This window comes from Bacillus thuringiensis (genome assembly GCF_001182785.1).
In the GTDB taxonomy this organism is placed as follows: domain Bacteria; phylum Bacillota; class Bacilli; order Bacillales; family Bacillaceae_G; genus Bacillus_A; species Bacillus_A thuringiensis_S.
Window position 1 is genome coordinate 3,174,886 of the sequence record NZ_CP012099.1, and the last position, 23,022, is coordinate 3,197,907.

The following is a 23,022-nucleotide window of genomic DNA, read 5'->3' on the forward strand; positions in this document are numbered from 1 at the left end:
ATGGCTTCATCATCTTTTTGGAATAAGAAAAAAGTATTTATTACGGGACATACTGGATTTAAAGGCTCTTGGCTCACCCTTTTCTTAAGTTCTTTAGGCGCAGAGGTAATTGGATACTCTTCTCACCCTCCATCAATCCCTAATCTTTTTGAACAATGTAACGTAGCAAAAGAGTGCACGACAATGAAAGGCGATATTACAGATTATGATTCTTTATTCCATGCCATAAATCAGCATAAACCCGACATAGTATTTCATTTAGCAGCTCAGCCAATCGTAACCACTTCATACAAAAATCCCATTAATACATTTAAAACGAATGTTTTAGGAACTGTTCACGTACTAGAAGCGGCAAAATACAGCGAAAGCGTACGTATCATTATTAATGTGACAAGTGATAAATGTTATGAAAATGACGAGAGTGGCGACCGAGCATTTGTGGAAAAAGACCGACTAGGAGGCTTTGATCCTTATAGTGCTAGTAAAGCTTGTGCTGAACTAGTTGCAACGTCATATCAAAAATCATTCTTCCACACTAACACTCTTAAACTTGCCTCAGTCAGAGCAGGTAACGTCATCGGCGGTGGTGATTGGGCAGAAGATCGATTATTCCCAGATATCATTCGTGCATATTTACAAGATGATACATTAAATATTAGAAACAAAAACGCTATTCGCCCGTGGCAACACGTATTAGACCCTTTACACGGCTATATTCTTTTAGCTGAAAATCTTTGGCAAGACGCCGAATATGCAACAGCGTGGAATTTCGGCCCGTTGAACGAACCTAACAGAACAGTTTATGATGTCATTCAATCTGTAATAAAATTATGGAATAAACAACTAACAATCCTTTTCCCCTCTACAAATACTCCTTATGAATCACCTATCTTAACACTGGACAGTACAAAAGCAGTAAACAAACTCGGCTGGACTCCTAAGTTATCAACAGATCATTCTATCGCTTGGACTGTTGATTGGTACAAAAAATATGCATCTGGTGAAAATATAGAATCTTTCACACGACAACAAATCGATGCATTCAAAAATTTATAAGGGGGCTATAAAATGGAACAGAAAAAATGCCGTTTTTGCCACTCATTACTAACCAACACTTTTTTAGATTTGGGCGTTTCCCCTCTCGCTAATTCATTTGTAGCTCCTGAAACTTCATATAAAATGGAACCTTTTTATCCGCTGCACACATTTGTTTGTCACTCTTGTTTACTCGTACAGCTAGATGAATTTGAATCCCCGCAAAATATTTTCCATAACTATTTATACTTCAGCTCTTACTCCTCAAGTTGGCTACTACACGCTAAACAATACGTAGAAATGGCGATTAAGCGTTTCAACTTAACGAAACATTCAAAAGTAATTGAAATTGCAAGTAACGATGGGTACTTATTACAATACTTCCAAAAAGAAAATATCGAGACGCTGGGAATTGAACCAGCAAAAAACGTAGCAGACATCGCTATCCAAAAAGGAATTCCTACTCATGTGAATTTTTTCAGTAATGACTTAGCAACAAAATTGCCACAAGCTGATTTAATCGTCGCAAATAACGTATTAGCGCACGTTCCAAACTTGCATGATTTTGTCGCTGGTTTAAAAACACTATTAAAACGTGATGGTACGATAACAATTGAATTCCCGCACTTATTGAATCTTATATCTTTTAAGCAGTTCGATACTATCTATCATGAACACTTCTCATACTTCTCACTCATAAGCCTTCAAAAAATTTTAGCTCATCATCATTTACAGATTGTTGATGTAGAAGAGCTTTCAACACACGGTGGTTCATTGCGTATTTTTATAAACCATCTAAGTGCCCGATCCACTATCCATTCCAATGTTACAAAATTAATTCAAAAAGAAGTCGACCACGGATTAGATATTTTAGATTGCTATCTACTTTTTTCTAAACGAGTGGAACAATTGAAAATAAATATTTTAAAGTTTTTTATTGAAGCGAAAGCTTTAAACAAACAAATTATCGGTTACGGTGCTCCAGCTAAAGGGAACACCCTTTTAAATTATTGCGGGATAGGTAAAGAATTTCTAGCTTATACAGTAGATAAAAATCCTCACAAACAAAATCTTCTTTTACCAGGAACTCGTATTCCAATAAAATCTCCAGAAGAAATTAAACGTACAAAACCTGATTACATTCTCATACTTCCTTGGAATTTGAAAGACGAAATTATGAAAGAATGCTCTTTCATTCGTCAATGGGGCGGTAAATTTTTAGTGGCGGTTCCAGAAATTGAGGTGATCGAGCCATGAAGAAAGTTGTTGTAACAGGTGGTAGTGGCTGGATAGGTAAATATGTCGTACATTCACTTATACAAAAGGGATATGAAGTACACGCCACGTACAATAAAAATAAACCCTCTCACCTCCCTTGCCATTGGTATAAAGTAAACTTGCTTCGCGATGACGAAGTAAAACAATTCATTTACGACGTTCAGCCTAGCCATCTCATTCTCCTTGCTTGGGAAGCAGTACCACCAGCATGCTATGTTTCAATTAATAATTACTATTGGCTAAAGTCTAGTATTTCATTGATTCAACACTTCACAACATGCGGCGGAAAGCGCGTCGTCGTTGCAGGTACTGGCGCAGAATATGAATGGTTTAACGGCGTATTATTTGAAGACTCACCGCTTCTTTCCTATAAAACCCCGTATTCATTATGTAAAAATGCACTGCACTCCTGGTTAGAAACGTATGCACAACAAACAGGCCTCAGCATGTGTTGGGGCCGCATTTTTCATATGTATGGCCCTCACGAACAAGGTAATCGGCTCTTTTCGAACATTATCACTTCCTTATTAAAAAACGAGGAAGCACTATGTACACATGGAAAACAATCGAGAGATTTCCTCCATGTGAGTGACGTCGCTGACGCTCTCGTAACAGTATTAGAACATGGCGTTACAGGCACCATCAATATCGCTTCAGGTCAATCTGTACAAATTAAAGAACTAGCTTCTATCATCTCTAAAAAAATAGGGAAAGAACATTTAATTAAACTAGGCGCGATTCCCTTCTCTAAGGATGAACCTTTATTCGTCGGCGTTAGTGTAGAACGTTTAAAGACTGAAGTAAACTGGAAACCACAATACGATTTAAATACTGGCATTGAAGATACAATCTTGTGGTGGGAATCATTTATAAAAAAGCATAACGATACGCAGCATTAAACCGTAAATCCTTCGTTCCTCTCGCTAATTCCTTATACCATTCTTCTAATCTTTCCGGCGTAACAATATGATGCGTACCCATTCCTCCATGCTTACTAGCTTCAGAAAGAGTCGGACCAATTTGTAACTTTCTCTTTCTCATCGCATCGTTCCACGGACTAAATCCAAACCATAATATACAAGCAAGAGGTGGATAGCTCATAGATTCATGCGCGGATAAATGTCTTCCAACCGTATAACTTCCGTGTTCATGGTTATGAATAAATCTACCTCTTCTCCATAACGCCCAATCTTCTGGTAAATAACCGTGAAATCGTTGTTTCATTAAAGGGATTCCAAAGTTAAGGTCCGGATAATTATAGTTAAGATTATCGACCATAATAAGCCCTTCTAGCCAATACATCCTCCCTCCCAATTTATTTAGTGATTTCCAAAACTGATTTTTATCTTGCACACAAAGAAACTCAGTCGTATTTAAAATCATTTTCCATCCTTTTACTTCTTGTTCTACCATCATTACTTCATGATCTGTCGCAAATGCATCAAACTCTGGATTCACAGAATCTCGCACTTCCCAATGCGGTGCGAATTTTTTACAAATTTCGACTGAACGATCTGTAGAACCTTTATTAATTAAAATGCCATGATCAAACAGTTTCGTATGATGCTTAAGCCACCATGGTAATAAATACTCTTCATTGTAAAAATGAGAAATAACGGTTGTAGTTATAATATTCTCCTCCTCTTTCTCTATTAATCTACTTTTTCATCCTACTCTTAATATACTTCTCAGTTATGTAATTGGTTTCTTTTATTTTTAAAATATGTTTTTCTACCATATACTATGCTTTCTTAGACAATTTCCATTTTCTAAAGAATCAACTCCGTACAATAAACACCCCCAATAAACTGAAAATTAAGTTATAATATCATTATAAAATACGAAGGGGGAATGCACGCATGTACTACAACACTTCATTCGAAAATGATCAACCTGTAGGCCGTCTATAAACTAAGACGGGCATTCATTTAGCACATACACTATGCCTCGTCTTAGGGAACTCATATTACCCTAAAAATAGACGGAGGTACTTTACATGAAACAAACAATTTTAGGAGCTATATGTTTATCACTAGCAGCAAGTATATGGGGCGGTATGTATGTTGTTAGCAAATACGTACTCGATTTTATCCCACCACTAACACTCGTTTGGCTACGCTTTATTATCGCTTTTGTTGTTTTGTATTTCATTTTGAAAATAGCTGAGAAAAAGCAAAAGAAAAAAGTAGTCATTCGCAAAAAAGATTGGCTCCTATTCGCTTGGATTGGATTTATCGGCTATTTCATTTCGATCACATGCCAATTTATCGGAACAAAATTATCCGACGCTCATACAGGCTCGTTAGTTACATCAGCTACACCTGCATTTATGGTTATATTTGCAGCGCTCATTTTGAAAGAAAAACTAACTGCTCGTAGACTTTTATCTACTATAATAGCGACAATCGGTGTCATTATCGTAATCGGGTGGGATATCGAAATTGGCTCCTATTTTATTGGGACAATCATTTTAGTTGGAGCCGCTATTACATGGGCTTTACTATCTATTTATGTAAAAATCGCTTCAATCCAATTTTCATCCTTAGTTATTACAACGTACGCAATTTTCTTTTCACTCTTTTTTATTACACCTTTTATGATATGTGAGCTACAAACGGCCTCTATCGGAACAGTAAATACGTACGTAATATTAGGCGTATTATACTTAGGAATCGTCTCAACAGCAGGTGCCTTTTTCCTTTGGAATAAAGGATTAGAATTACTGGATGCAAGCATCGGTTCCTTATTTTTCTTCTTCCAACCTATCGTTGGATCGTTACTTGGTTGGTTGCTCTTAAATGAAACATTAAATAGTAACTTTTTTATTGGTGGTATTCTTATTATATGTAGTGTTTTAATTACTACTTTTGAAAAGAAATAACAAAACAGGCAGAGATTCTTAATCTCTGCCTGTTCGCATAATTGGGTCTTGATCATGAAAACCAATACAAATCGGTATATTACTTTGCACTTCACTACGTACACTTATAAAACTACACAGCGTTTTAGCAATTAAATATAAAGTGATACCGATTGCTTTTTCACTTGTGTCAAAGCCATTTTCATTATACATATCCGCTAATTCTACAGACCCTGGTCCCTCAACATCATATGTCCATTCAGAAACCCAATCATCATCCTCTTCTTCAAGTGGAACGTATTCCTCACAAATATAAAACTGACTAGTCCACTCGTTATCAAGGTCATACTCAAAATAAATCGCTTTTGCTTCTTCATTAGTAGCCATTTCTACAGCTGCATCCAAACCTACTCGAATACTTTCATTATATGACTCTAAATCAATTGCTTTAATTCGTTCTGCATATCCTGTAGACGCCAACATGCAACAAATATCATAATACTTCGCTTCTATTTGCTCTACTGCTAACGAAAAGACATCCTCTTGCATCTCTTCTAAATACTGAAATATATCCACACTAAATACTCTTCACTCTTTACGCACTCCAATGCGATGGACAGGACAATAATTTCGGTAATTTCGTATATTTGTCCCCTCTCGCCGCATTTACTTGAACTTGCGTCAGAAAAATACTATTAGTAAAATCAGTCCCGCGAATATCTGCATCTCGCAAATCTGCTCCGATGAGATCTGCTCCTCTTAAATCTGCACCATTTAAGTTAGCCGCAATTAAGTAAGCTCCTCTTAAATTTGCACCTTGTAAATTTTTCTTTTTCAGATTCGCTCCCATAAGGTCTGCTCCGCGGTGTATGATTCGTTTCTTACGCGCAGTATTCATTTCCTTCCATACTAATTCGCTCGTTTCTAAAAGAAGAATGTTCACCTCTGCCCTATGCATTGGAACATTTATTTTCATTAACTCATCTGGATTTAAATTCGAAAGTCGCTCTGTCTCCTCAATTGCGGTCTCCAGCTCTTTATGAATTGGCTGTGTTGCCTTTAAAAGAATCGCTTCATTCAAATACCAAAGCATTTCATGAAGTTGATGCATAACCGGAAAAGCATCGTACATTTTTCTTGCATGCTTTGCATCTTTCCGCCAATCAATTCCTTTAAACGTAACTTGAGAGATTTTCTGCCCAGCACCGAAACATTCAAATACTGTACAACCTTTATAGCCATTTCCTCTAAGATTTTTATGTATACTACATTTATAATCTGATTGTAAATTAGAACATGGCTTCCCACCATCTTTATTCACCGCAAAATCTACCGATGCTGCGAACGGTAATGCAACGCAACATAGACCGAAGCATGTTTCGCAGTTTGCTTTTAAATGATCGTTATGATTAGTCAAAATCTATACCCCCTGTTGTCTTTTGACTATTTCATAATATTCCAACTGTAATAAATAATCAATTTTAAAATAAACTAGCATCTTTCATTTCAATTCATAACTTTATCATTCGATTTCCTTTCAATTGAAAAGGACTATTTCTATTTAATGAATTATAATTAAATTATAAATTTTTAAACTAAAAGGAGGCTTATTATGGCACTAGAAATGAAAACAAACTGTCAAATTTGCGATCAATCGCTCGAGCAAAATTCTGAAGCTTACATTTGTGTATATGAATGTACATTTTGCGCACCATGTACAGAAGAAAGACAAAACGTTTGTCCAAACTGCGGCGGCGAATTAGTACGTAGACCGAAAAAGAAACAATAAAAAGCAAAGCGATATCGCTTTGCTTTTTATTGTTTTCTGAGTATATGAAATTATATCGAACACAACTTAAACATTTAAAAACTTCACACAAACAGGCTCTGGCACAGCAACATCAGATTGTAAAAGTGTTAACTTTCCTGTAGATTCATTTCTTGAAAATAGCACAAGGTTATGTGACTTTTCATTTGTAGCAACAAGAAACTTTTCAGTAGGATCTAATACAAAGTCCCTCGGCCAATTTCCTTCTGTAGATGTATGTTCCACAAATGTAAGCTGACCTGAATTTTGATCTACGCTATAAACAGCGATACTATTATGACCACGATTACCTGCATATACAAAACGGCCGTCAGAAGAAACATGAATCGCACTTCCTTGATTATTTTCATCAAACTCTTCTGGAACAGTAGAAATATACTGTAATTCTGTAAAGGATCCTTCTGCAGGATTATAGGTTAACACAATAACCTCTGAACTAAGCTCCGTCATCACATACGCATACTTTCCATTCGGATGAAAAGTAATGTGTCTTGGACCACTTCCTGGTTTTACAGATAAACTATTCACTTCTGTTAATGTACTATCTTTTACTTCATACGTAATTATTTTATCTATTCCTAAATCAACGCCCACTACATATTTTTCATCAGGAGTGTACCCCGCGTAATGTGCATGTGGTTTTTCTTGTCTTTCTCTATTCGGACCTGAACCTTCATGTGCCATAATAGATGAAGCAGGATTTACAGTTCCATTTTCTTCATTTATTTCAAAAGACTCAATCGTTCCTTTATGGTAATTCGCTGTAACTACTGTATGATTTTCACTATCAACACTAATATGACAAGGAGAAGCACCTTCTACTACTTGTCTATTTTTCGCTTTTAGTTCTCCAGTATGACTATCAATGGAATAAGCAGCTACACCGCCAGATTCGCCGTCCTTAACAACGGAATAGAGATATTCATTATTTCGGTTAATCGTTACATATGTAGGGTTATCCAGCTTAGCGGCAAGTGTTACATTACTAATTTTTTTTGCTTCTACATCTAGCGTAAATTTATATATTCCTTCGCTATTTTCTTTCGTGTAAGTTCCAACATATCCAATAAACTCTTTGTTATCCTTCATTTTCATAACCCTCTCTCCCTATATTTTTCGTTCATCATGCTTCTTAAAATATTTTATGTTGAAAGAGTATCCTAAAAAATCGGAGTACCTCTTTATACGTTACCATATTTTCTTGGTAAATAGCTTTTAAACCCACTTTTTTTGATACGCTGCTATACTTTCATATTCTTCTTCCAATTGACGGGACAGACGGATATAGATTGGCGTTAAATCTTTATATTTTTCCACACTTTCCATGTTTGGCTCATGATGGAAATCTGCACCTACCATTTCAGAAACTACAGATAATGTATCTATTTCACCTAAACTATATAAACCGAGGATTGCAGCTCCTAAGCAAGAGCTTTCGAAACTTTCCGGAACATATACGTCTTGATGGAAGATGTCCGCCATCATCTGTCTCCAAAGTTCCGACCTTGCAAAGCCGCCTGTCGCTTGAATTTTTTTCGGTTCGCCAATTAACTCTTTTAAAGCGAGAAGAACCGTATATAAATTATAAATTACTCCCTCTAAAACAGCACGGATAAGATGTTCTTTCTTATGATGCAATCCGAGTCCAAAGAAAGATCCTCGTGCATTTGCATTCCATAAAGGAGCTCTTTCCCCCGCTAAATACGGGTGAAACAATAAACCGTCAGATCCAGGATTCACTTTTGCTGCTATTTCAGTAAGTACTTCATATGGATCTTTCCCTAAACGCTTCGCAAGTTCAATCTCTGAAGTACCCAATTGGTCACGAGCCCATCTGAAAATCATACCGCCGTTATTCACTGGTCCACCGATTACCCAATGGTCTTCAGTTAACGCATAACAAAAGATTCTCCCTTTTGGATCTGTTACAGGACGATTTGTTACAGCACGTATCGCACCGCTTGTACCAATTGTAACAGCCACAACGCCAGGATCTATTGCATTTACACCTAAATTAGATAGTACTCCATCACTCGCTCCTACTACAAAAGGCGTAGAAACAAGTACATTCATCTCTTTGGCAAGCTCTTCATCTAATCCTGTTAAACTGTGCGTTGTTGGAACAAGCTTTGAAAGCTTTTCATCTGTAATTCCCGCAACATGTAAAGCCTCTTCATCCCATTTTAAAGATTTCAAATTAAACATCCCTGTTGCTGACGCTATAGAATAATCAATTACATACTCTTTATATAACTTGTAAAAAACATATTCTTTAATAGAAATGAATTTATAACTTTTTGCGAATAACTCTGCCTGCTCATTCTGTAGCCAAACTAATTTCGAAAGTGGTGACATCGGATGAATTGGTGTCCCAGTACGAAGGTAAATTTCATGACCATTCATATCATTCTTTATTTTCTCCGCCCAGCTTGCACTTCTATTATCTGCCCAAGTGATACATCTCGTTAACGGCTCTCCCTTTTCATCTACGGCAATGATACTATGCATTGCCGAGCTAAAAGAGACACAAAGAATATCACTTGGCTGTACACTACTTGATTGTATAGTTTCTTTAATCGTATTTATTACTGCACGAAAAATTTCTTCTGGGTCTTGTTCTGCTGTTTCAGGCGTAGGAGAATATAAAGGATATTCAATTCCATGACTAGCAATAACAGATCCATCAGTAGAAAATAGAACTGATTTTGTACTAGTTGTCCCAATGTCTACACCAATCATATATTTTGAGCTCACCATTTCTTCCTCCTAACAAAAAATCCCTACAGTATCCTAATAATATAAGAACCATAAAAATACATTTATTTTATCTATTCATAACGTTATGTGCTAAAGTTATCTCTCTACATTCATATAAAAATATCCTTATTTTAAACAAACATATCGAGTATTAAAACTCCTCCAAAAGCGATAAATGAAAGTAACGTTTCTAATACAGTCCATGTTTTAAATGTTTCTTTCACTGTTAACCCTAGGTATTCTTTTACCATCCAAAAACCAGCATCGTTTACGTGTGAAAACATAAGTGCTCCTGCACCTGTTGCAATAACGAGTAACTCTAAATTCACACCTGTCGTATTTTCAACGATTGGTGAAACGATGCCCGCCGCTGTTGTTAAAGCGACTGTCGCTGACCCTGTCGCAATTCGAATTAATCCAGCTACTATAAATGCTAATACAATTGGAGATAGCGCTAAATGCTCAGACATTTGAGCAATAGCATTCCCTACGCCACTATCGATAAGAATTTGCTTAAATCCCCCGCCAGCACCAATAATCGCAACAATTGAACCGATTGGTAATAAGCTATCTTCTGTTATCTTCTTAATAGCTTTTTTATCGATACCTTGACGAAATCCAAGAAAATAGAACGCCGCAAAACATGCAATCAATAGTGCAATGATAGGACTACCGATTAATGTGACAATCTTCATCAAAGTAGTAGAAAGAGGCACATAAGGAGCTGCTGCAGCTAAAACCATTAACATAACAGGTAACAATATAACTAAAAATGAAACTCCTATTCCTGGTAATTTCGTTGATTTTGTATTTACACGAATCAATTCTGGCTCATTTTCAGGAATTACACGTTTGTGAATCCATTTCGCAAATATAGGACCTGCAATAATCGCTGCAAAAAATGTAATAATGAGTGAATACATTAGTACCTTCCCAAGATTCGCTTTATAAATACCAATTGCTACAATTGCCCCTGGATGCGGAGGAACAAGGCCGTGTACGACAGATAGCCCAGCAATTGCTGGTAATGCTATCAATAAAATATTTTGTTTCGTTGTTTTATGAATTGAAATTACTAACGGCAGTAATATTAAAATACCTACTTCAAAAAACACCGGAATTCCAATAATAAAACCTGCAATTAACATAGCCCATGGTAAGTTTTTTATCCCAAAAGATTTAATAAAGAACTCTGCCACTTGCATTCCAGCACCTGACTCTGCCATCATTTTCCCTAAAATTGTACCCAATACTAAAATACCTACTAAATGCCCGAGAACACTTCCGACTCCCGTTTCATAAGCGCTCACTATTTTATCCATTGGCATTCCAGACATAATTGCTAAAAACAAACTTGCAACCGTTAAACTAATAAACGCATGCCATCTCCACCACGATACCCCTAAAATAACAATTACAATTGATAATAATGTAATAATTAAAAGGTACATATTCATACTCAATCCCCCTTTATGTAAACCCTTTCATAATTACTATATAATTAAAAGAACCTATATAGTTCTTACTTGAGTAAAAGATACCTTTACATATTGCTATACGTTTAAAAGCATCTTCACATCATAATGATTTATATAAAAAGAATCTCCCTTATTAGAGATACACTATAACTCATCTCTCTAATAAGGGGATTTCTCTTTCATAATTATAATGTTATTGTGATAAACGCTTCGCGCGATCAATTTTTCCTTTTTTAAAAGTGAATGACACTTTCATCTCTGCTTTTTTCACGTAGTAAGACTACAAAATGAGGATCCAGTTTAAACGATGAAGTTACTTAGGATTTGTCCTCTCATGAAAAGCAATTTTCGGAAAGCACCTTCACTTTCATGCATTATAATTTAGGAGCTTTCGCCCAATCCGCAGCAAATTTCTCAATACCTTGGTCTGTTAATGGATGCATAGCAAGTTGCTCGATTACTTTATAAGGGATTGTTGCAATGTGAGCACCTGCCATCGCTACACGAGTTACATGATCTGGATGTCTGACAGAAGCCGCAATAATTTGTGTATCTAATTGATGAACATCGAATAATTCAGCAATTTTAGCAACTAATAGTACACCATCTTCAGAAATATCATCTAAGCGTCCTAAAAATGGAGAAACATACGTTGCACCTGCTCGAGCAGCTAAAAGTGCTTGGTTCACAGTGAAAATAAGTGTAACGTTCGTTTTCACACCTTTTTCAGTAAGATAGCGACAAGCTTCTAATCCTGCTAGCGTCATTGGAAGTTTTATCGTGACATTTTTATCGCCACCGTTAATTTTAATTAATTCTTCTGCTTGAGCAATCATTTCTTCAGCTGTAACAGCATCTGGCGTTACTTCTGCCGAAACAGACTCAACTTTAGGTACTGCCTGACAAATTTCTGCGATACGGTCTTCAAACTTAACGCCCTCTTTTGCTACTAAAGAAGGATTCGTTGTAACACCAGCTAAAACTCCAAGTTTATATGCTTTTTTTATGTCCTCAAGATTTGCAGTATCAATAAAAAATTTCATGATCAATTCCCTCCAGTTTTTAAACGTTGATGAGTTACATGTTTAATATGCTTATCCCGTAAAAGCCCGATTGATGTGGAATAAAGCCCCTACTTATTAAAGTTTCACTTTATTTCTTTTCTACTGCATGTCCGCCAAATTCATTGCGCAGAGCTGCTACTACTTTTCCTGTAAATGTATCATTGTCTAATGAGCGGTAGCGCATTAATAGAGACATTGCGATAACAGGAGTTGCTGTTTGAAGGTCTAATGCTGTTTCTACTGTCCATTTTCCTTCACCAGAAGAATGCATAACGCCTTTAATTTCATCCAGTTTTGCATCTTTAGAAAATGCATTTTCAGTCAATTCCATTAACCAAGAACGAATTACTGAACCGTTGTTCCATACTCTTGATACTTTTTCATAATCGTAGTCAAATTCACTTTTCTCTAGAATCTCAAATCCTTCACCAATAGCAGCCATCATACCGTATTCAATTCCGTTATGAACCATTTTTAAGAAGTGACCACTACCAGCTTTTCCAGCATACAAGAATCCATTTTCTACAGCAGTATCGCGGAAGATAGGTTCAACGATGTCCCAAGCTTTTTGATCTCCTCCGATCATGTAACAAGCACCATTACGAGCGCCTTCCATTCCGCCAGAAGTTCCTGCATCCATAAAGTGAATGCCATCTTTCTTTAATTGCTCATATCGGCGGATAGACTCTTTATAATGTGAATTACCAGCTTCAATTAAAATATCTCCTTTTGATAAAAGTGGTGTAACCTCATCAATAACAGAATCAACAACAGCGTGTGGTACCATTACCCAAAGAATTCTTGGTGATTGTAATGACTGAACAAGTTCACTTAAACTAGATGTACCTGTTGCCCCGTACTCTTTCATTTCTTCTACTGCGCTCGTATTTAAATCAAATGCTACTATTTCATGTTTATGATCCATTAAATTTTTCCCTAAATTTAATCCCATTTTACCTAACCCAATTAATCCTACTTGCATAATATAATTCCTCCTCAAATCATCTTTTATTAAAAATCCATATCACTACAATCTGGAATACCTTTCAGCACTGAAGTGTTAGTATGTACAGAAAGGTATTCACAGTCATAGCTTAAGAATTCAACACATTTTTGTAATTTGAACAACATTTTCTGTCGTAAATCCAAATAGATTCATGACTTCAGCTCCAGTTCCTGAAGCTCCAAATGTTTCAATTGATAGTACTTTTCCTTCGTGTCCTACATAACGTTCCCAACCGAGAGATACACCCATCTCAAGAGATACTCGTTTCGTTACAGAAGACGGAAGAACGGATTCTTTATATTCGTTCGATTGGCGATCGAATAACTCCCAGCTCGGCATTGCAACGATGCGAACAGAAACTTGTTCTTCTTCTAATTTTGCTTTCGCACTAGCAGCTAAGGATACTTCAGAACCTGTCGCAATTAAAATTACATCCGGATTTTCATTTGTTTGTGTTAATACGTAAGCTCCTTTAGAGAGATTCTCTATGTTCGCTTTCGTTTCATTAAACACCGGTAAATTTTGACGGCTCAGTACTAAAACGACTGGACCATCCGTTTGCTGTAAAGCATACGCCCAAGCACTTGCTGTTTCATTTGCATCTGACGGACGGATAACTGTTAGACCAGGAATTGCTCGAAGCGCTGCCAATTGTTCAATTGGTTCATGCGTTGGACCATCTTCTCCTACAGCAATCGAATCATGTGTAAATACGTAAGTAACAGGTAACTTTTGCAGTGCAGCCAGTCGAATCGATGGACGAAGGTAATCATTAAATACAAAGAATGTACTTACGAAAGGTTTTACTCCTCCATGGAGAGCCAGTCCATTCGCTGCCGCGCCCATTGCATGTTCACGTACACCGAAGTATATATTTCGTCCAGCATACGATTCTACCGCGTACACAGCTTCACCTTTTATATCTGTCATAGTGGAATGAGAAAGATCTGCACTTCCACCGAAAATAGAAGGAATCGATTTCACATAATGATTAATAGCTTCCCCACTTGCAACACGAGTGGAAATCGTTTTTTCAATATCAAAGGATAGAATGTCTTTCGCTTCAATTAAAACATCACCTGTAATCGCTTTTTCTAATTCATCTGCTAGTGCAGGGTTCGACTCTCTGTATGAGTTGAACTGCTCATTCCAGTCATTTTCTTTTTCAATACCTTTTTGTTTCAGTTCATTAAAATGAGCTTTTACTTCTTCAGGTACAAAGAAATCTTCCTCATAATCCCAACCATACACTTGTTTTGTCGCTGTTGCCTCTTCTACTCCAAGCGGATTACCATGTGCTTTGTTCGTTCCAGCAACTTTTGGACTTCCATAACCTATAATAGTTCTAATTTCTATAAGAGTAGGTTGATCCGTATTTTCTTTCGCTGATTGAATAGCTTTTGTAATAGCATCGACATCGTTTCCATCTTCAACTCTTACATATTGCCAATGTACAGATTCTGCCCTTTTCTGAATATCTTCAGAGAAAGCAATGCCTAATTCACCATCAAGTGAAATTTCATTTGAATCATACAGTACAATTAACTTGCCAAGTTTCATATGTCCTGCCATTGACATCGCTTCATAAGCGACACCCTCCATTAAGTCACCATCCCCGACTAAAGCGTACGTATTGTGATCTATAATAGAGTGACCATCCTTATTGAACTTCGCTGCTAAATGCGCTTCTGCCATTGCCATTCCGACAGCATTGGCAATCCCTTGTCCTAACGGGCCTGTCGTCGCTTCGACTCCAGAAGTATGACCAAACTCAGGATGTCCTGGTGTTTTACTGTTTAACTTTCTGAAGTTTTTCAAGTCATCAATTGAAACATCATATCCAGCTAAATGAAGCAGGCTATATAACAGACTAGATCCATGTCCCGCCGATAAAACGAAACGATCACGGTTAAACCATTCTGGGTGATTAGGATTGTAATTTAAATGATTCGCCCATAATGCATAAGCCATTGGTGCTGCTCCCATCGGAAGACCTGGATGACCTGAGTTTGCCGCATTAATAGCATCAATCGATAACGTACGAAGTGTATTCACTGCTAATTGATTTATGTTTTGTGTCATAGTAATCGTCCCCCTAAATGCTTTCATGAAAGAAAGTACTTATTTTTCCGTCTCTTGATCTAACCACCATTTAAATCCACTTTCTTGCAACAGTTCATTAGACGCTTCTGGACCATATGAACCAGACTCATATTCATGAAGCGGTAATAAGTTTTCCTCGAACGCTTCAAGAATTGGTTGTACCCATTCCCATGACAATTCAACTTCTCTCCAATGTGCAAAGAATGTAGCGTCTCCACTCACAGCATCATGAATGAGTCTTTCATACGCTTCAGGTACTCCCACATCCGCTTGCTCACAAGTAAAGTTAATACGCATCGGTTCAATTTCTCCATTTTTCAATGGATTTTTACTATTTAACTGTAATGAAACATTCTCACCTGGGCTAATTTCAATTATTAATAAGTTAGGTTCTGCATTTGGATTATTATCTTGATATTGCTGTTTTAACGTATTTTTAAATTCGATTACAATACGAGTAGACTTTTCTTTCATTCGTTTTCCTGTTCGTATATAAAATGGAACGCCAGTCCAAAACGGATTATCGATCCACAAGCGAGCAGCAACAAATGTGTCTATGTTAGAAGAAGGATTTACTCCTGGTTCCTCTTTATACGCTACAACTTGCCCGCCCTTTATCTCTCCTGAAGAGTATTGACCGCGAATGATATGGCTTTGAACGTCTTCTTTTTTTACTTTGCGAAGCGTCTCCATTACCTTTCGTTTTTCCTCTCGAATTTCACATGCGTTAATTTTTTCCGGCAGATTCATAGCAGTCATCATTAATATTTGCAACATGTGATTTTGAACCATATCTCGAATGGCTCCTGCGTGATCATAATATCCAGCTCTTTCTTCAACCCCAACCGTTTCACTAGCTGTGATTTGTACATTTGCTATATGTTCTTTGTTCCAAATCGATTGGAGAACAGGATTTGCAAATTCTAGTGCTTCTAGGTTTTGAATCATCGGTTTACCTAAATAATGATCAATACGGTATATCTCGTCTTCTTCAAACGTGCGACTAAGCTTATCATTCAGCTCACGAGCAGATGTAAGGTCGTGCCCAAACGGTTTCTCAATCATCAGGCGTTTCCATCCATCCGTTTTATCAAGTCCGCTTTCCTTAATATTTAAAGCAATCGTCTCGAAAAATTCAGGAGCAACTGAAAGATAGAACATTCTATTACCTTTTATATGTAGTTCTTCTTCCCTTTCACGAACGACTTGTAATAATCTCTCATAGTCTTCCGGCTTACTCACATCTAATGGACAATAACGAAAATTATCTAAAAAACCTTCCAGTTCCGGAGTACCTTCTTCCCTCTGACGAGAAAACGTCTCTATTGATTCTTTTATTCTTTCTTGAAAATCTTCATGAGATACTTGACGTCTTCCAAGCCCGATAACAGATATTTGCTTTGGAAGCTTTTGATCTCTATATAAGTTATATAGCGCGGGGTAAATTTTGCGTTTCGCTAAGTCCCCTGTCGCTCCAAATAAAACAAAGGTCATTGATTCCAAGTTCAGTCCCCCTCTTGTTGTATAATCCTCGTCAATATACTAAAAATGAATTGTACAGAAGCTCATACTCTTATACTTCCTGTTTTTATAAAAAACAAAGAGTTATCTAATTCCAATTCTTTTTATACCTTTCGCTCTCTCATTGTCCCCAATATTAATAGTGGCAATTCAAAGCATTTCTACTGCAACTTACTTATTTATAGAACTTAACAAAATATTTTATATCTGATTACTTTTAGTAATTAAGTAATCTTATGTCTAGTATATTAACCACATAAATTATTATCGTCAATAAAAATGTCTTGAATTAAATACTATTTATTTCGTAATACTTTTCTAAGTGTATTCCTAGTTACCATTCATTTTTAAAGATAATGAACAATATAATAAATATCAGTTTCATCAAAATCTTCAATTAATTTTCTGTTAAACTCGCGAGCAGACGTTACATTATAATCAAAAGGCTTCTCTATAATAAGACGGTTTAATCCTTTTGTAGCCCACAATCCACTCTCCTTAATATTTAAAGCGATCACATCAAATACTTCTGGTACAACAGATAGATAAAACATACGGTTTTCAGGAATGTTTAATTCTGTTTCACGCTTTTTTACAAGGCTAAGCAAATCTTGATAGCCCACTATATTCGCTGTATTTAATTGACAATAACGAAATGTGCTAATAAATTCCTCTACTCCTGATTGGTCATCAGTAGATATTCTAGAAAATGTAGTAAGGGATTGTCCTACTATTGTTTGAAATTCCACATCTGACATTGCCCTTCTGCCAATACCGATAATCGAAATAGATTGCGGTATATTTTGATTACTAAATAGATTGTATAAAGCAGGATAAATTTTACGTTTCGCTAAATCCCCTGTCGCTCCGAATAAAGTGAAATTTTAATCAGTGGGGGTTTTGTTCATCCCCACTGATTATTAGTGGAACCAATCGGGCTTTTATGGGCAGTTGATCCCCCACCTAACTTCTTTGCTTCCGCTGAATTTTGAGGTAGGGGTCTTACTGCCCGTTAATGCGGGATAAAAGAAATGTCATTGAATCCATTTGTTCTCTCCCTTTTAAAACAATTGCTAGAATAGAATATATAAGCTCATTCGCTACTTAGTACAATACTGTCTCTATAACCTCATACTTTACCTAATATTTCTTCAATACAATTTTGCCAAGAGCACGTTCTGACTCACTTATGTGGTGTGCTTTTTTTACACCTTCTACATGTAAAGGCAACACATGCGTTACGACAGGTTTAATCTTCCCGCCCTCAATTAATTCTGTAATAAGAGAAAGTTCATATCCGTTAGGTTCAGTAAATATATGTTCAGCCTGAATATTTTTCTCTATAGATATTTCAGTTCGCGGGACTTCTATACCCTTTGGACCATAGATGGACGCTAACTTTCCATTTTGGGCAAGCACTTTATAACTATCCTTTAGTACATCCTCGCCTAACACATCAAATACAATATTGTAATTATGCAGGAGCTGAGAAAAGTCTTCTGTTTTGTAATCAATGACAGTATCAGCACCTAAACCCTTTACAAACTGTATGTTTTTCGTACTAGTCGTAGTTGCAACATGTGCACCGAAGCTTTTTGCTAGCTGAATAGCAAACGTACCAATCCCGCCAGATCCAGCATGAATTAAAACCTTATTATCCTTTTGAACATTTGCGAACTTCACTAAACTTTGCCAACTTGTCAAACCTACTAGAGGGATTGATGCTGCTTCCTCAAAAGATAGATTTCTCGGTTTTTTCGCTACATACTTCTCATCTACTGCCACGTACTCTGCATAAGTACCATTTCGTTCAATATCTGGACGACTATATACTTCATCCCCTACTTTAAATGCTGTAACGTTTGGCCCTATAGCAGTAACTACACCTGCAACATCCCATCCTAAAACGAGCGGGAAGTCATAAGAAATTACGTCTTGAAGTAAACCTTCACGTATTTTCCAATCCACAGGATTTACACCAGCTGCATATACTTCAATCAGTATATCGTTGTCTCCCAATAGCGGTGTCTGCATTTCAATCTCTCGTAGTACGCTTTTATCTCCATATTGCATAAGTCCTATCGCTTTCATTCTTTTCACTCCTTTACAATGCTGGGAAATGAGGTAGTACTTCTTCTCCTAGCTCATCCAATACTTCGTCAGCTGGACGTTGACCATCAAATAGAGCAAGGAATAAATGATTCACACCAATACTTTTATATATATCAAGTAATTCAATTAGTGCCTTACGCCCTGTACGGTAACCTAAACGGATCGGTGTAGGACGTTCATTTGGATCTTCAGATAAATCTAAATGCATCGGTTGTATAAATGGTTTGAATACATCTGGATGATAATCCTCTACTAGTTCTCTCCATTGTCCAATTGCTTCCGCCTGATGTACTGGACTACGTGGATAATACATCCATCCATCTCCATGTTCAGCGAACCAGTCCATATTTTGCTGACTAAAACCTGTAATAAAGGTTGGAATATGCTTAGACGGTTTTGGAACTAAATTCGCACCATGAACTTCTCCTAGTGTCGACTGGATAGACGGGAAGTTTTTATACAAAATTTCTTCCAAGTAAGCAAACGCTTCTCTAAACTTTTCACCTCGTGTTTCATGACTAACACCTAACGCCTTGAAATCAGCACGTCTGTCACCGGATGAAACGCCAAGCATAATTCTTTCTGGAAATAGTTGATCTAATGTAGCAATTTCTTTCGCCACACGCAATGGATGACGAAGTGACAATACAGTTGCCGACGTTCCAAATGCGATTTTCTCTGTTTTGCTTGCTAAATATGTCAAATAAATCATCATATCGTAAATTTGACCTGTTGCAGGATCACCAAAGTCAGGGTCTTGCAGCAATACATCGCGAAGCCATACACCTGTAAAACCGTATTGTTCTGCTTTTTGCACTAACTCTACTTGCTTTTCCATCGTTGGCGCATGAAACTGATAATTTTCAATCGGAATGTGAACTCCTAATGTAAGTCGATCTTTCGCAAACATACGATTATATCCAAAATGATTCGCAAACTTTTCCATGTGTTTCACTCACTTTCCTTCATTCATATAAATCTATACTTTTCTTTCCTTTTGTTATTTCTTTTCAAATTTCATAGGCAATGCTGTAACACCACATTGTTGCCGATTGTAATCGTTATAACTTTCTTTGTGCTACGAGTGTTATTATAAATCGGCCATAACATGAATAACAGTACGTACTTTAAAGTGATGTAGGCACTTTTAAGTACCTATAGTAAGTGAGTAATAATAAACGTAATGAATAAATCATGCCGTAAAAATAACATCTATTCTTTCTTCAAAAAGCTTTACAATTGCTTTCACAAGTACGTTGCATTGTTTCACGCACTTCCCTCTTCTTTATATAAAATTCTCACTAACCAAATTCAAAATATTATACTTATTTTCCGTACTTTGCTATGCTATAACCACAAACAGGAGGTATAAACAATGAAAGCACAAATTATCCATTCTTTTGGGGACTCATCTGTATTTCAATTAGAAGAAGTTTCAAAACCGACACTTTTACCAGGTCATGTTCTAATCGATGTAAAAGCAACAAGTGTAAATCCAATCGATACAAAAATGCGTAGTGGCGCTGTTTCAGCAGTTGCTCCTGAATTTCCAGCTATATTACATGGCGATGTAGCTGGTATTGTTATTGAAGTAGGAGAAGGTGTTTCGAATTTCAAATCTGGGGATGAAGTATACGGTTGTGCCGGAGGTTTTAAAGAAACTGGTGGTGCACTTGCAGAATTTATGCTTGCTGATGCACGATTAATTGCTCACAAACCTAAAAATTTAACAATGGAAGAAGCAGCTGTCTTGCCATTAGTTGCAATTACAGCTTGGGAATCTTTATTTGATCGTGCAAATATTAAACCTGGTCAAAATATTCTCATTCATGGAGCTACTGGTGGCGTAGGACACGTAGCCATTCAACTAGCTAAATGGGCAGGCGCTAAAGTTTTTACAACCGCTTCTCAGCAAAGCAAAATAGACATCGCCCATCGTCTAGGAGCCGACATAGCTATTAATTATAAAGAAGAATCTGTTCAAGAATATGTACAAAAACATACGAACGGAAACGGATTTGAAGTTATATTTGATACAGTAGGCGGCAAGAATCTTGATCATTCTTTTGAAGCTGCTGCGGTCAACGGAACTGTCGTAACAATTGCAGCTCGTTCAACCCATGACCTCTCTCCTTTACACGCAAAAGGACTCTCTCTGCACGTTACTTTTATGGCGTTAAAAATATTACATACAGATAAACGTGACGCTTGCGGGGAAATTTTAACTAAACTAACGCAAATAGTAGAAGAAGGACACCTTCGACCATTGCTAGATTCTAAACCTTTTACGTTTGATGAAGTTGCACAAGCACATGAATATTTGGAGTCAAATAAAGCAATTGGGAAAATAGTGTTGAAAAACGTTTGGTAACTTTCACTAAATAATACAAATAACAGTGGGATTGCTTCGCCTTATCTTTGTCTTAAGAGGCGTGCCACAACCTTAAAAACTTTCCATCCTTTACAACAAGTAAAAAAATAACAGCCGAATTTTTCTTATAGTAGAAAATTCGGCTGTTTGCATGTCGCAATTTGCTTTTTATATATTTCCATTAATAGATAAAATACAACTCATTTGCCTTACCATCTTTACCTTCAACAGAATATTATGTTGTTTTTAATTTTTTAAAACACACTACGTACTAATCCCCCGTCTATTCGCAACGCGGAACCATTAATTGCTGAAGAAAGTGGGCTGCTTAAGAAAGTGACAAGATTGGCAATTTCTTCTGGTCGAATAAGTCTTTGAATAATAGAGGTTGGTCGATTCTCTTTCATAAATCGCTTCTCAGCTTCTTCTATTGTCAATTGCTCATTAGGATAAAGACTATTTAACATAGTCTCCACTCCTTCCGTTAAAGTCGAACCGGGCATTATAGTATTAACAGTCACATTCGTTCCTGTCGTCAGCTCAGCTAAACTGCGAGAAAGTGAGAGTTGCATCGTTTTAGTCGCACTATAATGAGCCATTTCTTGAGATGGCATAATAGCTGCTTCGCTAGCAATAAAGATGACTCTTCCTTCTTTTCTTTCAATCATTTGTTTTAAATACGAGCGAGTAAGTCGAACACCACTCATAATATTGACTTCAAACAATTTAAACCAATCTTCATCAGGAATATCAAAATATTCTACAGGTTCAAAAATTCCTAAGTTGTTAATAAGAATGTCTACTTCAGGGTACTTTTTAATCACATTTTGGCACCCTTGTTCTGTCCCTAAATCAGCTACTACGGGGTGAAGGATAGCATCAGGATACTGCGCTCGAATTTCTTTTATCGTTTGATTAACATTTTCTTCACGGCGTCCATTAATAAGTACAGTAGCTCCTTCCGCTACTAAAGAAGTGGCAATTGCTTTTCCAATCCCTGCCGTAGATCCAGTAACCAGTGCTGTTTTTCCTTTTAATTGCGTATGCATATAGATTCCTCCAAATTCATGTGCTAAATGATTGACTTACGTTGGAATAAATAATTACGTTTATATTGTGGTGCACTTCTCTTATCTTTAACAGAAAATAAGCAAATCCACACTTGTTTCGAAAGAGTATAAAGTGAAACTTGAATCAGTGGGGGTCTTACTGCCCGTTAATGCGGGATAAACGAAAATTATGTAGCTATGGGACTCTGTACTGAATTAAAAATCGAAATTATCATCATTTAGATCTACTCGATAATTCTGATTCTAATCATTGTAATGTTAAAAAATCACATCAACAGCAGAGTAAAGCTAAAACCAACTAGTAAATACCATTATGATATATATTAACTAGAAAGAAAATTACGCACTTTAAAGTTCCATAGGAACAAAAAAGTGCCCTATTTACTATAATTTCTAACTTTTTATATTTACTAACGTAGTATCCTTTTCCATCATAGAAAAGAATGTAAAATTACACATTCTTACATACAGTTATAAGATTATTTTTATCCTAATTAACTAAAAACCATATAACATAAAGTGAAACTTTAATCACCCCG

Annotated in this window: 19 protein-coding genes and 1 pseudogene; 6 read left to right on the forward strand and 14 right to left on the reverse strand. The window is 36.6% G+C overall.

The features are described 5' to 3' along the window. Genes rfbG through AC241_RS16390 form a run of 3 tightly spaced genes read left to right on the forward strand, consistent with a single transcriptional unit; the run spans position 1 to position 3,212 of the window. Positions 1-1,056 carry a CDP-glucose 4,6-dehydratase gene (gene rfbG, locus AC241_RS16380; protein WP_050844294.1) on the forward strand — a complete coding sequence of 352 codons (1,056 nt, stop codon included), beginning with the start codon at positions 1-3 and terminating at the stop codon, positions 1,054-1,056. A gap of 12 nt (positions 1,057-1,068) precedes the next feature. Beyond that, positions 1,069-2,292, forward strand: coding sequence for a class I SAM-dependent methyltransferase (locus AC241_RS16385; protein WP_016080882.1), 1,224 nt, complete (start codon positions 1,069-1,071; stop codon positions 2,290-2,292). After that, a complete protein-coding gene (locus AC241_RS16390; RefSeq protein WP_050844296.1) occupies positions 2,289-3,212 on the forward strand; it encodes an NAD-dependent epimerase/dehydratase family protein in 924 nt (307 codons plus the stop codon). The genes AC241_RS16385 and AC241_RS16390 overlap by 4 nt, the downstream gene beginning before the upstream one ends. On the opposite strand, the gene AC241_RS16395 is transcribed toward AC241_RS16390, so the two are convergent. Next, positions 3,181-3,966, reverse strand: a complete 786-nt coding sequence (locus AC241_RS16395; protein ID WP_080990822.1) for a glycosyltransferase family 2 protein — start codon at positions 3,964-3,966, stop codon at positions 3,181-3,183. The two genes, AC241_RS16390 and AC241_RS16395, sit on opposite strands and share 32 nt — an antisense overlap. Positions 3,967-4,309: 343 nt before the next feature. Here AC241_RS16395 and AC241_RS16400 point away from each other — a divergent pair, with 343 nt between their 5' ends. Beyond that, complete coding sequence (locus AC241_RS16400; RefSeq protein WP_050844300.1) at positions 4,310-5,194, forward strand: DMT family transporter; 885 nt, start codon at positions 4,310-4,312, stop codon at positions 5,192-5,194. An 18-nt stretch (positions 5,195-5,212) separates the two neighbouring features. Here AC241_RS16400 and AC241_RS16405 read toward each other — a convergent pair whose 3' ends face one another. Next, positions 5,213-5,749, reverse strand: a complete 537-nt coding sequence (locus AC241_RS16405) for a hypothetical protein (protein WP_050844302.1) — start codon at positions 5,747-5,749, stop codon at positions 5,213-5,215. Positions 5,750-5,768: 19 nt separating this feature from the next. Beyond that, positions 5,769-6,590, reverse strand: coding sequence for a pentapeptide repeat-containing protein (locus AC241_RS16410; protein ID WP_050844304.1), 822 nt, complete (start codon positions 6,588-6,590; stop codon positions 5,769-5,771). Between the two features lie 195 nt (positions 6,591-6,785). Here AC241_RS16410 and AC241_RS16415 point away from each other — a divergent pair, with 195 nt between their 5' ends. Beyond that, positions 6,786-6,962: a DUF1272 domain-containing protein gene (locus AC241_RS16415; protein WP_016080876.1), complete on the forward strand. Its 177-nt coding sequence runs from the start codon at positions 6,786-6,788 to the stop codon at positions 6,960-6,962. A gap of 66 nt (positions 6,963-7,028) precedes the next feature. Here AC241_RS16415 and AC241_RS16420 read toward each other — a convergent pair whose 3' ends face one another. From AC241_RS16420 to AC241_RS16470, 10 genes and pseudogenes are all read right to left on the reverse strand, one after another. Continuing rightward, positions 7,029-8,096, reverse strand: a complete 1,068-nt coding sequence (locus AC241_RS16420) for a lactonase family protein (protein WP_080990823.1) — start codon at positions 8,094-8,096, stop codon at positions 7,029-7,031. A 120-nt stretch (positions 8,097-8,216) separates the two neighbouring features. Then, complete coding sequence (gene gntK / locus AC241_RS16425; RefSeq protein WP_050844308.1) at positions 8,217-9,758, reverse strand: gluconokinase; 1,542 nt, start codon at positions 9,756-9,758, stop codon at positions 8,217-8,219. A 131-nt stretch (positions 9,759-9,889) separates the two neighbouring features. Continuing rightward, the gene (gene gntP / locus AC241_RS16430) at positions 9,890-11,215 is read right to left on the reverse strand and encodes a gluconate permease GntP (protein WP_050844309.1); all 1,326 of its coding nucleotides are present in this window, start codon (positions 11,213-11,215) and stop codon (positions 9,890-9,892) included. A 395-nt stretch (positions 11,216-11,610) separates the two neighbouring features. Continuing rightward, positions 11,611-12,279: a fructose-6-phosphate aldolase gene (gene fsa / locus AC241_RS16435; RefSeq protein WP_000667692.1), complete on the reverse strand. Its 669-nt coding sequence runs from the start codon at positions 12,277-12,279 to the stop codon at positions 11,611-11,613. 109 nt (positions 12,280-12,388) lie between these two features. Then, on the reverse strand, positions 12,389-13,282 hold the full coding sequence (gene gnd / locus AC241_RS16440) for a phosphogluconate dehydrogenase (NAD(+)-dependent, decarboxylating) (protein WP_050844311.1): 894 nt from the start codon (positions 13,280-13,282) through the stop codon (positions 12,389-12,391). A gap of 120 nt (positions 13,283-13,402) precedes the next feature. Next, positions 13,403-15,388, reverse strand: coding sequence for a transketolase (gene tkt / locus AC241_RS16445; RefSeq protein ID WP_050844313.1), 1,986 nt, complete (start codon positions 15,386-15,388; stop codon positions 13,403-13,405). A gap of 39 nt (positions 15,389-15,427) precedes the next feature. Continuing rightward, positions 15,428-16,912, reverse strand: coding sequence for a glucose-6-phosphate dehydrogenase (gene zwf, locus AC241_RS16450; protein WP_050844315.1), 1,485 nt, complete (start codon positions 16,910-16,912; stop codon positions 15,428-15,430). Positions 16,913-17,277: 365 nt separating this feature from the next. Beyond that, positions 17,278-17,793, reverse strand: a pseudogene (locus AC241_RS16455) (glucose-6-phosphate dehydrogenase); the annotation flags it as partial. Positions 17,794-18,070: 277 nt separating this feature from the next. After that, entirely contained in the window at positions 18,071-19,021 is a 951-nt protein-coding gene (locus tag AC241_RS16465) for an NADP-dependent oxidoreductase (protein WP_050844317.1), read from the reverse strand. A gap of 13 nt (positions 19,022-19,034) precedes the next feature. Then, the gene (locus AC241_RS16470) at positions 19,035-19,988 is read right to left on the reverse strand and encodes an LLM class oxidoreductase (protein ID WP_050844319.1); all 954 of its coding nucleotides are present in this window, start codon (positions 19,986-19,988) and stop codon (positions 19,035-19,037) included. 429 nt (positions 19,989-20,417) lie between these two features. On the opposite strand from AC241_RS16470, the gene AC241_RS16475 reads away from it, so the two are divergent. Next, positions 20,418-21,413, forward strand: coding sequence for a zinc-dependent alcohol dehydrogenase family protein (locus AC241_RS16475; protein ID WP_050844321.1), 996 nt, complete (start codon positions 20,418-20,420; stop codon positions 21,411-21,413). 254 nt (positions 21,414-21,667) lie between these two features. On the opposite strand, the gene AC241_RS16485 is transcribed toward AC241_RS16475, so the two are convergent. Beyond that, a complete protein-coding gene (locus AC241_RS16485) occupies positions 21,668-22,462 on the reverse strand; it encodes an SDR family NAD(P)-dependent oxidoreductase (protein WP_050844325.1) in 795 nt (264 codons plus the stop codon). Positions 22,463-23,022 lie beyond the last annotated feature (560 nt).